Origin of the sequence: Leisingera sp. S132 (assembly GCF_025144465.1) — a bacterium.
Taxonomy (GTDB): domain Bacteria; phylum Pseudomonadota; class Alphaproteobacteria; order Rhodobacterales; family Rhodobacteraceae; genus Leisingera.
On record NZ_CP083553.1, the window covers coordinates 1907353 to 1921575 of the forward strand.

General features: G+C 61.8%; 10 protein-coding genes and 1 tRNA gene. 7 read left to right on the forward strand and 4 right to left on the reverse strand.

Features of this window, described 5'->3' with window-relative positions; translation table 11 throughout:
• Positions 1-105: 105 nt before the first annotated feature.
• The 3 genes from K3725_RS09325 to K3725_RS09335 form a co-directional block, all read right to left on the reverse strand.
• Complete coding sequence (locus K3725_RS09325) at positions 106-1224, reverse strand: porin (protein ID WP_260018485.1); 1119 nt, start codon at positions 1222-1224, stop codon at positions 106-108.
• Between the two features lie 352 nt (positions 1225-1576).
• The gene (locus K3725_RS09330; protein ID WP_260018486.1) at positions 1577-2407 is read right to left on the reverse strand and encodes a porin; all 831 of its coding nucleotides are present in this window, start codon (positions 2405-2407) and stop codon (positions 1577-1579) included.
• A 469-nt stretch (positions 2408-2876) separates the two neighbouring features.
• Positions 2877-2960: transfer RNA gene (locus K3725_RS09335), tRNA-Leu, on the reverse strand.
• Positions 2961-3181: 221 nt separating this feature from the next.
• Between K3725_RS09335 and K3725_RS09340 the strand changes: the two genes are divergently transcribed.
• Positions 3182-3709, forward strand: a complete 528-nt coding sequence (locus K3725_RS09340) for a Hint domain-containing protein (RefSeq protein ID WP_260018487.1) — start codon at positions 3182-3184, stop codon at positions 3707-3709.
• 3 nt (positions 3710-3712) lie between these two features.
• On the opposite strand, the gene K3725_RS09345 is transcribed toward K3725_RS09340, so the two are convergent.
• Positions 3713-5407, reverse strand: coding sequence for an NAD(P)H-hydrate dehydratase (locus tag K3725_RS09345; RefSeq protein ID WP_260018488.1), 1695 nt, complete (start codon positions 5405-5407; stop codon positions 3713-3715).
• A 171-nt stretch (positions 5408-5578) separates the two neighbouring features.
• On the opposite strand from K3725_RS09345, the gene K3725_RS09350 reads away from it, so the two are divergent.
• The 6 genes from K3725_RS09350 to K3725_RS09375 all read left to right on the forward strand — a co-directional run bounded on the left by K3725_RS09350 (position 5579) and on the right by K3725_RS09375 (position 14168).
• Positions 5579-5917 carry a P-II family nitrogen regulator gene (locus K3725_RS09350; protein WP_008554830.1) on the forward strand — a complete coding sequence of 113 codons (339 nt, stop codon included), beginning with the start codon at positions 5579-5581 and terminating at the stop codon, positions 5915-5917.
• Positions 5918-5964: 47 nt separating this feature from the next.
• Entirely contained in the window at positions 5965-7371 is a 1407-nt protein-coding gene (gene glnA / locus K3725_RS09355) for a type I glutamate--ammonia ligase (RefSeq protein WP_260018489.1), read from the forward strand.
• Between the two features lie 229 nt (positions 7372-7600).
• Positions 7601-10756, forward strand: a complete 3156-nt coding sequence (locus tag K3725_RS09360; RefSeq protein ID WP_260018490.1) for a Hint domain-containing protein — start codon at positions 7601-7603, stop codon at positions 10754-10756.
• 82 nt (positions 10757-10838) lie between these two features.
• Positions 10839-12086, forward strand: coding sequence for an Hsp70 family protein (locus K3725_RS09365; protein WP_260018491.1), 1248 nt, complete (start codon positions 10839-10841; stop codon positions 12084-12086).
• A 93-nt stretch (positions 12087-12179) separates the two neighbouring features.
• Positions 12180-12974, forward strand: coding sequence for a lytic transglycosylase domain-containing protein (locus K3725_RS09370; protein ID WP_260018492.1), 795 nt, complete (start codon positions 12180-12182; stop codon positions 12972-12974).
• 339 nt (positions 12975-13313) lie between these two features.
• Complete coding sequence (locus K3725_RS09375) at positions 13314-14168, forward strand: hypothetical protein (protein ID WP_260018493.1); 855 nt, start codon at positions 13314-13316, stop codon at positions 14166-14168.
• The last annotated feature ends 55 nt before the right edge of the window (positions 14169-14223 follow it).

Here is a 14223-nt window from a genome sequence, read left to right on the forward strand (position 1 = left end):
ATTGCCCCTTTCCTGTGCAATCGCGCGGATTTCCGAAGCCTCATAACGAAAAAACACGCCCGCGAAGGGGCGTGTTTCCTGATCTGAAACCGAGGGAGTTGCGGTTCAGAACTTCCAGCGGGCACCGGCCAGGATGACATTGGCGTCCTGATAGGTGGTGGCACTGGAATCGGCATAGGAATAGTCACGGTAGGCCAGGTAGGTCTCGACATTGTAGGCGTCGATCTTCTGAACCGCGGCGACACCCCAGGACTCGGCGCTGTCGCCGTTGCTGACCATGTCGGAGCCGTCATAGTAGTCCACCGAGAAGGAGGTGGAGCCGGCCGCGATCAGGTCTGCGGAATAGCCCAGCTTGGCATAGGCATAGGTGCCCGCGATGTCGCGCTCGCCCGCAGCGATGTTCAGCGACAGGCCGGTGGCCTTGTGCAGCACCGCGAAGGAGCCGGAGATATCACGGTAATCCTGCTCGCCGGTTTCTTCGGTCCAGGAGGCGCCGATGCCGGTGTCGATGGCAAAGCCAGCCGCGTCGTCATTGGCCCAGCGGACCGCAACGTCATAGCTTTCGCGGTCGTTGGCGTCTTTCAGGATATCCGTGCCCCAGGAGGTGGACAGGGTGAAGCCTGCCAGTTCCGGCGAATCGTAGCGGACGCGGCCCAGGCGGCTTCCGTCGAAGTCGTTGAAGACATCGCCGATATCCACGCTGCTGAGCGCACCGCCGGTGGTGCGGAAGGCATATCCGCCCGCGGAATCGGCAACCGCGTTGGAGGCGCCAAGGCCGGTGCCGGAGAAATCAGCGCCGGTGATGCCGTCAGTTGCCATCGAGCCCTGACCCGCCGAGAAGCGGCCATAGCGCGCGGTGTCGAACTGGAAGTCGACGTGGCGGATGTTGGTGCGGTCCCAGCTGAGGTTATCGCCGGTCGAGGTCTGGCTGACCGCGTCCGAGGAGCGGAAGCCAAAGGCGGTTTCAAAACGGAACCGCAGGGTATTTTCGCCGTATTCCTGCTCCAGCTCAAAGCCGATGCGCGAATTGGACGCCGCGTTGTCGGTCAGGCGGTTGAAGTCCTGCTCGCCGTCGTCAAACGACTGGTAGGCAGGGTTGAACTGGCCGTACCAGCGGAAGCTGCCGCCGGTGTCGTTGGTGTAGGTGGGGCCTGCAAATGCCGGGGCCGCAACAGCGGCTGCGAGAGTGGCTGCGCCGGCGCGGGCTGCAAACTTGGTTTTCATGTCCTGTCTCCTGTTCCGCCGCTTACGGCCGCTGTCCGGCACAAGCCAGCGCAGGAGCCGAGGGAGCCTCCGGGCGCGTGGCATGAATTCCGGGTCAGATGACCGCTGCGGCAATTGTGAAAATCTGCCCGTGGCAAAAAATCACTTGCACCGTAGCGCCGCCACGGGACCGGAGATGTGAAGACGATTACGTTTACCGCCCGCCTCACGCAAAGCAGCTATGCCGCCCGTGCAACCCTGTGGCAGGAATCAGCCGGGCGGGCGGATCCGGAAACCTGGCCGGTCCAGCCTCAACAAAGAAACGCTCCGGCTGACCGGAGCGTTTCATTATGGTCCAGATATCTGCCGCTCGTCAGAAACGCCAGCGGGCGCCCAGCACCCAGGTTGTCAGATCCTGGTAGGTCGCGGCGGCATCCTCATACTCATATTCCTGGTAGGTCAGGTAGATATCGGTGTTGATGCTGTCGACCTTCTGCACCGCACCAATGCCCCAGCCCTTGGTGCTGGAACCGGTAACGTTGAAATCATCGCCGTCGTAATAATGCACCCCAAGCCCGGTTTTGCCCCAGGGCAGCCAGTTGCCGGTCTCATAGCCGATCTTGGCATAGTAGTAACTGGGATCGCTGGAGCCGGCCGCATCGTTGTCCCGGCTGCCGCCCGCAACGGTAAAGCTGATGCCGCTGTCCAGCAGCACCGAGGCCGAGCCGATCACATCCGAGCGTTCCGCCCCGGCATCGTCGCGCACCTGATAAGCCAGAGACGCCGCGAAATTGGTGGAGCCGAATTCCTGCCCGTAGCGCAGGCCGATGTCATAATAATCTGCATCATCTCCGGACGACAGGATGTTCTGCCCCCAGGCGACACCGGCAGTAAACCCGCTCAGATCCGGCGTGTCATAGCGGACCCGGCCCCGGCGGGAGCCGTCGAGGTTATCGAAGGCAGAGGCAACGGCAGGCCCGCTCAGCCCGCCCGCGGTGTCGCGGAACAGGAAACCGGCATTGGCATCAGCCGTATAGGAATAGAGCGCAGTGCCGACATAGGAGAGGTCGGTTTCAGCGGCGCCATCCGCCACCATGCTGCCCTGCCCGGCAGAGAACCTGCCCCAGCTGCCTTCCAGCCAGAAGTCCACGTGGCGCAGGTCCGCGCGGGTCCATCCGCTGTAGTCGGAGCCGAACTGGTTCACTTCGGTCGAATTCGGAAAGCCCAGCCCGGTTTCGAACCGGAACCCGAATGTATTCGGCTCCGATCGGCTGCATCAGGCGCAACCCGACCCGGGAGCGGGACAGGTCGTTGTCGAGCAGGTTGGTTTCGGTCTGCTGGCCGTCATCGACGGAGATGATGGCCGGATTGAACTGGCCGTAGATTTCGACATAGCCGCCGGATTTATTGTCATACCGCAGCTCGGCTGACGCCGGGGCCGCAATGGCGCACAGCCCTGCAGCAGCAGTGGAGATTTGCAGAAGACGTTTCATGGCCATCCCCCTTATTAACAATGTACTGGTAAACGCATGGGCCGGCCGCTGGCCGCAGGCCGGCCTGGGTCTAGTATAGCATACCCGAGGCAGGGCCGGGAAACTTATCGAACCGGGCCGCCGGACCGGCCATCAGCCGCCGCCGTTGCTGCAGGGGTGAACCCGGCTGATATCCGTGAATGGTGCGGGTGAAGGGACTCGAACCCCCACGCCAAAGGCGCCAGAACCTAAATCTGGTGCGTCTACCAATTCCGCCACACCCGCACTGCGCGCCGGAGGAAACCGGCCGCGTGACGCGCTGAATAGCAAAGCTTGGCAGCGGATGCGAGGGGAAATCGTGCCCAAATTGCCAATGTGCAAAACGGCAACAATCGGTGCGGAATATCGCAACAATCGGCGGGTTTTCGCGCAAAAAGGCTGGGCGTGGAATCCGCTTGTGCGGTAGTTTGGCAAAAAAGTCTGAGGCAGACAAAGCGAGCAATAAAATGAAACCGTTTGGAAATGCGGCCCTGCGCGCGCAACTGGCGATGCGCGTCCAGGCACAGCCCCGGCGGCTGTTTCAAGGCAGCCAGAACATCAGCCTTTTGCGCGGCACCATCGTGCTGACCCGCGAGGGAGAGCGTGCGGCAGAAGAACTCAAATCCGGCGACAGCCTGATCACCCGCACACAAGGCATGGCCCAGGTAGAGGATGTCCGCACCCGCCGCGCGATGCTGCAGGCAGTGTGCATCACTGCCGGATCGCTGGGTGACACACGCGCGGACGGTGACCTCGTCGTGCCCTGGGACCAGCGCATCCTGGTGCGCGACTGGCGTGCCAAGGCGATGTTCGGCCAGCCGCAGGCGGTGGTGCCTGCCTATGAACTGGTGGATGGCGAATTCATCCGCGACCTGGGCCTGCAGATGATGGATCTGACGGTGCTGGAGTTCTCCCGCCCGCATGTGATCTATGCAGGCGGACTGGAACTGGCGGCCGCGGCCGCGCCGCAACAGGACCTGCGCCCGGCGGCCTGAGCCCTAAAGTCCCAGTTTGCGGAACACCGCGGGGATCTGCTCCGGCAGGTCCTCGGCAATCAGGCCGGGCCCGAATTCCAGCGCGCATTCGACGTGGATATAGGCGGCGGTTTCAGCCGCCTGCATCGGGGAGAACCCGCGCGCCATCAGCCCTGTGATGAACCCTGCCAGCACGTCGCCAGAACCGGCGGTCGCCAGCCACGGCGCGGAGCGCTCGTAATGGGCGGAGTTGACCGAGCAGCGCCCGTCCGGCGCGGCGATCACCGTGTCCGGCCCCTTGAACAATACCACGCAGCCCGCGCGTTTGGCCGCTTCGCGGGTGGCGTCGACTTTGGAATAGGCGGGGCCTGTGGTGGCGGGGGCGTTCAGTTTCTCCGCGAGGTCCGGGAACAGCCTGGCAAACTCGCCGCCATGCGGGGTGAGCACGCAGTTTTCGTGCAGCAGTTCAAACAGCGCCTCCGGCTTCAGCTCGAACCTTGTGAGCGCATCGGCGTCCAGAACAGAGGCGCGGTTTTCCTTCAGCACCGCCATCACCACCGCCTGGGTGTCCGCGCCTCTGCCCAGGCCCGGACCAAGGCAGACCGCGTTGAAGCGTTCGTCCTCCAAAAGCTCGCTGACCCCATGCGCGCCGTCGATCTGCTGCAGCATGATGGCAGTGAGGTTGGCGGCGTTTTCGAACATCGCTGAGCGCGGCGACCCGACGGTGACCAGACCAGCCCCGATCCGCAGGGCACCGCGGGCGGCGAGCCGGGCGGCGCCGGTTTTACCATGGCCGCCGGAAAGGACGAGGGCGTGGCCGTGGGTGTATTTGTGGCCTTTTGAGGATGCCTTTTTGCATCGGACGGAATCAAAACGAGATATCCACGGCTTCCGACGATCTTCGACTAATGGACACTCCCCCAGAAGAACTGAATAAGGCAGTCGCAATGACCGAGGAGGCGTGCCGGGTGTAATTTCTTTCAATACACGCCATTGTTCCAACCCAATGTCTTTTACAACAACATGGCCGCACACAGACGGGCCTTCATTTACAAAATGACCGAATTTTGGGCTGTCGAACGTTACTGTCAGGGCTGCAAATCTGTCTTGAAACGGCTTACGACCTCGAGGTTCCTGCCCCTGTTGGTCAAAGATCGGATGGCCTAGGCTGAGCGGCGCTTCCTCAAGAACAGTTCCGCTATCCAAGCAGAGGCCGGACGGGGCATCTATGGCGACAACGCTATCACTGTAATCATCACCATTGCGCCCCGACATTTGGGAAGCAACATTAAGGGCTTCACCCTCTAAGGGGCGAGATAGCCCGGCCCCGAACAGGGCATCAATATACAAGCAATAAGGCTCCTTACGAAACGCTCTTTCGGTGAGCTCCTCGACCTGGTTGTCAGCCAGCCAAATCTCATAATTGGTGCGCGCATCAGCTGGCAGTTTATCTGGATCACCGTACAAGAAGACCTTCACAGTCCAACCTTTGCCAGCAAGCAACCGAGCCACAACAAATCCGTCTCCACCATTGTTACCCGGGCCGCATAACACCGCGACACTCTGGGGCGCAGTATTATACTCCGGCCATTCCTCAAAGATGGCCTCGACCACCCCCTGCCCGGCCCGCTCCATCAGCTCCAGCCCGGTCACCTCGCCGGACGCGATGGCGGCCTGCTCAATCGCCCGCATCTGGGCTGCGGTCAGCAGTTCGGTCATATTTTGCCCTTCCCCGATTCAATTCTGCGCAATTTTTGGACGCAGTGCTTAATTTTTAGGCAGCCGCGATCAAATCCTGCCCCCAAATGCCGCAGCCGCAGCCTCCTGCATTGCTGCCTTCATTTAGAAGTGAAATGACACCCCCAACAAGCTTGCGAGGAGCCAAAGCCGATGAAAAAGATCGAAGCCATCATCAAGCCTTTTAAACTGGATGAGGTGAAGGAAGCGTTGCAGGACGTCGGCGTCCAGGGTCTTTCCGTCATCGAGGTCAAGGGCTTTGGCCGTCAGAAGGGCCACACCGAGCTGTACCGCGGCGCCGAATATGTGGTCGACTTCCTGCCCAAGGTGAAGGTCGAGGTTGTGCTGGACGACGATCAGGTCGACCAGGCGATCGAGGCCATTGTCGATGCTGCCAAGACCGACAAGATCGGCGACGGCAAGATCTTTGTCTCGCCCGTCGAGCAAGCCATCCGCATCCGCACCGGCGAGACCGGCCCGGACGCGCTGTAAACGAATTCAACGAATATCCTGACATCTACATCAGAAGGACCGAGGGAATGAGCGCAGACGCAGTTCTCAAGACACTCAAAGAAGAAGACGTCGCCTATGTCGACATCCGTTTCACCGACGTGCGCGGCAAGCTGCAGCATGTGACCGTGGACGTGGATCTGGTCGACGAAGACTTCCTGGAAGAAGGCTTCATGTTCGACGGCTCCTCGATCGCCGGCTGGAAGTCGATCGAAAACTCCGACATGAAACTGATGGCGGACACCACCTCTGCCTATATCGACCCGTTCTATGCGGAAAAGACCCTGTGCCTGCACTGCTCCATCGTTGAGCCCGACACCGGCGAAGCCTATGAGCGCGACCCGCGCGGCACCGCCCAGAAGGCCGAAGCCTACCTCAAGTCCTCCGGCATCGGCGATGTGGCCTACATGGGCCCGGAAGCGGAATTCTTCCTGTTCGACGACGTGCGCTACTCCAACACCATCAACAAGGTGTCTTATGAGGTTGACGCAACCGACGGCTCCTGGAACACCGACGCCGAGTTCGAAATGGGCAACATGGGCCACCGCCCGGGCCTGAAGGGCGGCTACTTCCCGGTCAACCCGACCGACGAAGCGCAGGACCTGCGTTCCGAGATGCTCTCGACCATGAAGCGCCTGGGCATGAAAGTCGACAAGCACCACCACGAAGTGGCGTCCTGCCAGCACGAGCTGGGCCTGATCTTCGACAGCCTGACCAAACAGGCGGACGAGCTGCAGAAGTACAAATACGTGATCCACAACGTGGCGCACGCCTATGGCAAGTCGGCAACCTTCATGCCGAAGCCGATCTATGGCGACAACGGTTCCGGCATGCACGTCAACATGTCGATCTGGAAAGACGGCAAGCCGCTGTTTGCAGGCGACAAATACGCCGACCTGTCCCAGGAAGCGCTGTATTTCATCGGCGGCATCCTGAAGCATTCCAAAACCCTGAATGCCTTCACCAACCCGTCCACCAATTCCTACAAGCGCCTGATCCCCGGCTTTGAAGCTCCGGTTCTGCGCGCCTACTCCGCCCGCAACCGCTCCGGCTGCGTGCGTATTCCGTGGACCGAAAGCCCGAAAGCCAAGCGCGTCGAGGCCCGCTTCCCCGATCCGGCGGCAAACCCCTACCTGTGCTTTGCCGCGCTGCTGATGGCCGGCCTCGACGGCATCAAGAACAAGATCGATCCGGGCGAAGCCATGGACAAGAACCTGTACGATCTGCCGGCCGAAGAGCTGGAAGGCATCCCGACCGTCTGCGGCAGCTTGCGCGAAGCCATGGACGCGCTGGCCGCCGACCACGACTTCCTGCTGCAGGGCGACGTGTTCACCAAGGACCAGATCGACGGCTACATCGAGCTGAAGATGGAAGAGGTCCACAAGTACGAGCACACCCCGCACCCGGTGGAATTCGGCATGTACTACAGCTGCTAAGCTGCTGCTCAGACCAGAAGAAAAGGCGCCCTAGCAGGCGCCTTTTTTGCTGCCCGCCCAAATGTTGCCACATTCCGGCCCCGGCTAGGCCTGAAATCCCCTTCAGAAACAGCAGCCGAAACATCAACTTTTAAGAAAATCCGCCAGTTTGGGGCTGGTCAGTTGATGAGGGTGAAGTCATTCGAGGGCCCGCAAGGGGAACCTGAGAATTTAGGGGTGGAGTTGGCTTTTGGCTATTCTCGACAATGCAATCTGGCTGACCGCCGGCGACGGCACCGCGGAAAGCGGCAGCACAGTCATTTCCGAAAACGGCAACAGCACGACTGTGACCGCAACCTTCACCGGCAATGCCTGGGATGACAGCCAGAACGGCCAGAACGTCTCTGAATTCGGGGCCTTTGCCACCGCTGACCCGATTTCCGCTGAGTATCAGTTCTCCGAGCCGGTGCAGGATCTGTCCTTCACCTTCAACCATGTCAACGATGACGGCGGCTCCACCTATGATGACCAGTGGACCATCTACGCCTATGACGAAAACGGCGATCTGCTGCCGGCCTCAGATGTCATTGCCGGCCTCAGCGGTATCGACGACGAGAATGTGGTCACCAACCCCGACGGGTCCGTCTCGATCATTTCCGCAGGCACGACGGCCAATGACGTCGACCTGACCCTTAGCGGCCTGGTGTCCGGGCTTGAGCTGATATTCGAGCCCGGTCCGGACGGGTCGACAACCGGCGGCTCCGGCATCAGCGATCTGAGCTTCACCATTCCGGAGCCGGACACGGACGGCGACGGCGTCGCAGACGGCGATGACCTGGACTCAGACGGTGACGGTATTCTGGACACTGAGGAAGGCTACAGCGAGAGCACCCCCAGCACCATAACCATCACCTTTGACGGTGATGAATGGGCAGACAGCGACAACACCCGCTGGGAACTGCGCGCGCCGGACGGAACGCTGATTGCCAGCGACTCCACCATCAACAGCTCAGTCGAGTTCACCAACATCGCCATCCCGCAGACCGGCGAATACTCCTTTACCGTTTTTGACAATTTCGGCGACGGCATCAGCGGCAGCGACACAGCCAGCTATACGATCAAGGTGGATGGCGTCACCGTGGTCGATTCCGGCGCCAACCCGAACTTCGGCTCCAGCGTCACCGAGACATTTACCGTCGAGACCACGGTCACAACCCGGGACAGTGATGGCGACGGCATTGCCGATCACCTGGATCTGGACAGTGACAATGACGGCATCACCGACAACGTCGAGGCCCAGGCCACCGGCAGTTACGTTGCCCCTTCCGGGACGGACAGCGACGGCGACGGTCTGGATGATGCCTATGAGACCGGCGGGCTGACGCCGGCAGACACCGACGGCGACGGCGTCGCGGATTACTTGGATACCGATTCAGACAACGACGGGCTGACCGATGCCGAAGAAGCCGGGCACGGTGTGGATCAATCGGTGATCGATGCCTCAGGCGATTCCGATGGCGACGGCATCATGGATGCCGTGGATGACGTCACCGGTCACGATGTGAACGACGCCGACGTTACCGGCAGCGGCAGCTTTACCCTGGCCGACAGCGACAACGACACCGCCGCGGACGGGTCCGGCGCCACACCTCTGGTGCATGACCTGGATTTCCGCGATGCGGCAAATTCGGATTACATTGTCGAAGGCACCACCGGCGGCGACCTGATCGATGGCAGCTATACCGGCGACCCGGAGGATGACCGTGTCGACAACAATGACAATGCCACGGGCACAAACGACGATACGATCTATGGCGGCGGCGGCAGCGACACCATCAACGGCGGTGCAGGCGATGATCTGATTTACGGCGGAGACCCGGGACTGAGCAGCGCAGGCACTGGCGGCTCAAGCACCGTTGGCAACACCTTCACGGTTATCAGCCTGGGCAGTTTTGCCGATATCGACCCGGACGAAACCAACGGAATCAGCGAAAACGCCGGCAGCCTGCTGGGTACTTACGGCGGTGAAGGGTCTGAGTTGCACAACAACTTGCAGACCATGGTCACCACTGACACGGATGGCAACACCAGCGTCAACGACAACGACAGCGGCGGCACGCCAGAGGCCTTCACCATTGACGGTGTGACCTATTTTGCGGACAGCAATCAGGTTTACAATGCCACCGTGACCTTTGCCGACGGAACCACCGGCAGCTTCACTGCAGTGGTGTTTCAAACCACCACCGGCGAGGTCTACCTGGCGCCGGAGATGACGGACAATGCTGACAACACGCTGCTGACCAGCCAGCCGATTGTCTCTGTCAGCCTCGACAGCGTATCCATCGACAATACCAATCTGGCCTCAGACCGTGTGGATGCCGACTATCAGGTTCCGGTGGATGCCGACACCTCAGCCGATGTCATTGATGGCGGCGAAGGCAATGATACCGTATTTGGCGGCGACGGTGCGGATACGATCACCGGCGGCACCGGCAACGACGAGCTGCACCTGGGCGATAGCGATGGTGATGCAGATACCATTGTGCTGGCAGACGGCAGCGGCAATGACACGGTTCATGATTTTGCGGCGCCGACTGACAATGGCGACGGCACCATTACCGGTTACGACCAATTCGATGTCACCAGCCTGACCGATGCGGAAGGCAACCCGGTCAATGCCTGGGATGTCACGGTCACGGACACCAACGGCGACGGCACCGGCGATGCCATCCTGACCTTCCCCAACGGCGAAAGCGTGACCCTGCGGGGCGTTACGCCGGACCAGGTCGACAGCCTGCAGGAAATGCGCGCCATCGGCATTCCCTGCTTCACCCCTGGCATCCTGATTGCAACGGACCGGGGTGAGGTCGCGGTCGAGGACATCCGACCCGGCGATATGGTGCTGACTGCGGACAACGGATACCAGCCGGTGCGCTGGACCGGCAGCCGCAGCCTGACCCAGCTGGATCTGGCCCGGCATCCGGAACTGCGCCCGGTGGTGATCCGCAAGAACGCCTTTGGCAACCGCCGCACGATCCGGGTGTCTCCGCAGCACGCCTTTGCCGTCCTGGGCAAAGGCCGCGAGCATCTGGTTCGCGCCAAACACGCAGCTGAGGCGATGGGCGGCCAGGTCGCGCGTGTCGACCGCCGCTGCGAGCAGGTGACCTATATCCACATCATGTTCGACCGCCACGAGGTGATCTTTGCCGAAGGCGCGCCGACGGAATCCTTCTACCCCGGCCCGATGGCGCTGAATGCGCTGGACCGGCCTGCGCTGAACGAGCTGCTGATGCTGTTCCCGTCCCTGGCGCGGGTTGCGCTGCAGGAGCAGACTGCGGCCGGTCTCTATGGCACTCCGGCGCGGCCCTATATGAAGCGCAAGGATGTTCTGAAACTCTGCGCCTGAAAGGCAGCAGCGCGCTTGCGCTTGCATGGTGCCGCCGGACCCGGTAGTGCGGTCCGCTCCCCCGTTTGAACAGGAGCGCGCCGTGACCATTCCGAACACCCTTGGCATCGACTTTGGCACCTCCAACTCGGCGGCCGGGATTGCCGTTGCGGGCCGCCCCTGGCTGGTGGAGATGGAGCCGGGCGAGAAAACCCTGCCCACCGCGGTGTTCTTTGAGGAGGGCAGCCGCGCCATGCGGATCGGCCACAGTGCCACCCGGGCGCTGATCAATGGCGACGAAGGACGGTTCATGCGGGCGCTGAAGAGCCTGCTGGGCACACCGCTGTTGCAGGAAGAGCGGCGGCTGGGCGGTGAGCGGATCAGTTTTGCCACCCTCATTGCGCGGTTCCTGGCAGAAATGAAGCGGCGGGCCGAGGCGGCGACGCATATGGAGTTCACCCATGCGCTGTCAGGGCGGCCGGTGCGGTTCCATTCCAAGGACGAGGCGCGCAACGCACAGGCAGAGGCCGACCTGCGCGCCTGCTACCTGGAGGCCGGGTTTCGGGATGTGATGTTCATGTATGAACCGGAGGCCGCGCTGCACGCCGCCGCCCCGGCGCCCGGCCTGGGACTGATCGTCGACATCGGCGGCGGCACCTCGGACTTTACCGCGTTTGAACAGGACGGGGATGGCGCCACCTGTATCCTCGCCTCGCATGGCGTGCGGCTGGGCGGCACCGATTTTGACCGGCAGCTGAGCATCCACCATGTGATGCCATTGCTGGGCCGGGGCAGCCAGATCCGGAATGCATTTGGAGGTGGCACGCTGCCGGCGCCGAACCGGCTGTTCAACGATCTGGCAACCTGGCAGATGATCCCCTTCCTCTATGCGCCGGAAAGCCGCCGGGCAGCAAAGGACCTGGCGGCCAATGCAGAGGAGCCGGAGAGGCTGGCGCGGCTGGTCGCAGTGCTGGAGGACGAACTGGGCCATGAGCTGGCCTTTGCGGTGGAGCACGGCAAGATCCGCGCCAATGGCAGTGATGCCCAGGCCCTCATTGACCTGAAACTTCTGGAGCGCGGCCTGTCGGTGCCGCTGGCGGGCGAGGCCATGACCCAGACCCTGGCGGAACAGACCACCGCCATCGGTGCCTGCGCGGCAGAGACACTGGCGCAGGCCGGGATTGCGCCCGGCAAGGTGGATCGGGTTGTTCTGGTCGGCGGCTCTTCGCTGCTGGCAGCGGTGCAGGCGGAAATGCGCAGCTTGTGCCCAAATGCCCGGCTTGAAACGGGAAATGCCATGACGGCGGTTGCTGACGGGCTGGCACTGGCTGCCGGCAGCGCCTTTGCCTGAAGAAATGGGAAGCAATGGCTGCTTTTCCCGTTAGACAAGGGCTGCCGGCGCGTTAGGCTGCAAGTCACGAGTCACATTTCGAGAGTTTTCTTCATGCGCCGGCTGATTGCCCCTGCCCTGATTTCCGCCCTGCTTGCTTCCCCTGCCCTCGCCGCGACCTGCGGCAATACGTCTGCCGGGTTTGACGCCTGGAAACAGGAATTTCAGCGCGAAGCGGAACGCGCGGGTGTGCGCAAGGCAGGTCTTCAGGCGCTGGCCAATGCGCAATACGCCCGCCGCACCATCTCCGCAGACCGCAACCAGAAGAGCTTCAAATACTCACTGGAGAAGTTCATGCAGATCCGCGGCTCTGCCACCATCGTGGCGCAGGGCCGCAAGCGCAAAGCACGCAACCCGGATTTCTATACAGCCCTGGAACGCAAATACGGCGTGCCCGCGGGTATCCTGATTGCGATCCATGGGATGGAAACCGCCTTTGGCAATTACATGGGCGACAGCCAGGTGGTCTCTGCCATCGTGACGCTGACCTATGATTGCCGCCGTTCAGATTTCTTCCGGCCGCACGCCTTGGGCGCGCTGAAGCTGGTGGATCAGGGCGCCATCACGCCCGGCACCCTGGGCGCCAAGCACGGCGAATTGGGCCATACACAGTTCCTGCCCGGCAATGCGCTGGAGTACGGCGTCGACTGGGACGGCAACGGGCGTGTCGATTTCTACAACATGGGCGACGCTCTGGCTTCCACTGCCAATTATCTGCGTCAGAAAGGCTGGAAACCCGGCAAAGGCTACCAGGAGGGCGAGCCGAATTACCGCGTTCTGAAGGAATGGAACGCCGCCACCGTATACCAGCAGTCGCTGGCGATCATGGGCCGCCAGATCGACGGCTGAAGGCGTTTGGCCGCAAATCTGAAAACTGGGAATCGCGCCCGCCGTTTGGCGGGCGTTTTGCGTTGCAGGCGAGCCAACCGAACAGTGCGCGCGATTCCGGCGCTATTGTAGGCCTTGGGGCATCAATGTGACCGGCTACCGTCACAGTTGAGCCGCATTCCTGGCAACTGCTTCTGAAAAATTTACGCAAATTTGTTTAAATTCAAAGCCTTGCAGGCCGCCTCAATTCAACCCGCGGACCCGGCCTCTTCTGCTTGAATTCAGCCCTCAGTGCCCCACTTTCAACTACTTCAAATTTTAGAGTTTCTCTGTCGGCACCCAGAATGGAGGATCCGGACAGTGGCAGAGAACGTGCAATATACAGGCCGGCTCGGGCTGGAATGCCGCGACGGCAATACTCTTTCGGCTGCGGTTACCGCAGTTGTGGACACGCTGGATGATTTTGGCCATCCGGCGGAGATGATCACGGCACGTGCGGAAAACACCGCCCAATTGCAATGCGATCATTACCTGGTCTCCGTGCGCCTGCGCCGGGTTCCCCTGCGCCGCGCCAGCAAGCTGCCCGGCAGCGTGATGCAGCCTTCGGCCCTGCTGGATCTGTCGCTGGCCCCGGCCTTTCCCGGCTATTGCGATCAAGAAATCTCGGAACTGCTTTTGGCTGAGATTCTGCGCCGCCTGCTGGACACGGTTGAGGCAACGTTTGTTGAATGGCTCGACACCGGTATCGCGCTGACCTGCGAACAGTTCCTGAGCGCGTTTGAACCCGAAGCAGGCTCCAGCAGCCAACCTGTTGCTGCCGCTGCGGCTGCCGCAGCCCGCCCGCCCGAAACGGTCGGGAAGGTCCGGCCAAGGCCCCGCGGCAAAGACTGTTTTACGCCGGTGGATCAAACCGCGCTGGTTCTGGACGCGCATTGCGACCGCGCCTTTCAGGAGACCGAAATCCGCAAGGCGGAGAGCATGACCGCGCAGGCCTCCGGCAGGTCTTGGAGCGGGTTGCGCGTCTCCGCCTTTCTCCCGGTTCTGCGGGCGAAATGGAGCCGGCAGGTGCAGTCGTCTGCGCTGGCCGCAATGACGCTGACGCTGACGCGCCCGCGGCGGCTGCGGCTCATCAGCCATCTGCTGTTTTTGACCGCGCTGCTCCTTTACCTCGAAAGCGCAGGCATGGTTCAGGCCGCCCGTCCGCTTCTGCCGTAATGCCAGGCACATGGCAGGGGGGGCATGGCTCCCCTGCCGCTGCATCGCTGCCGCA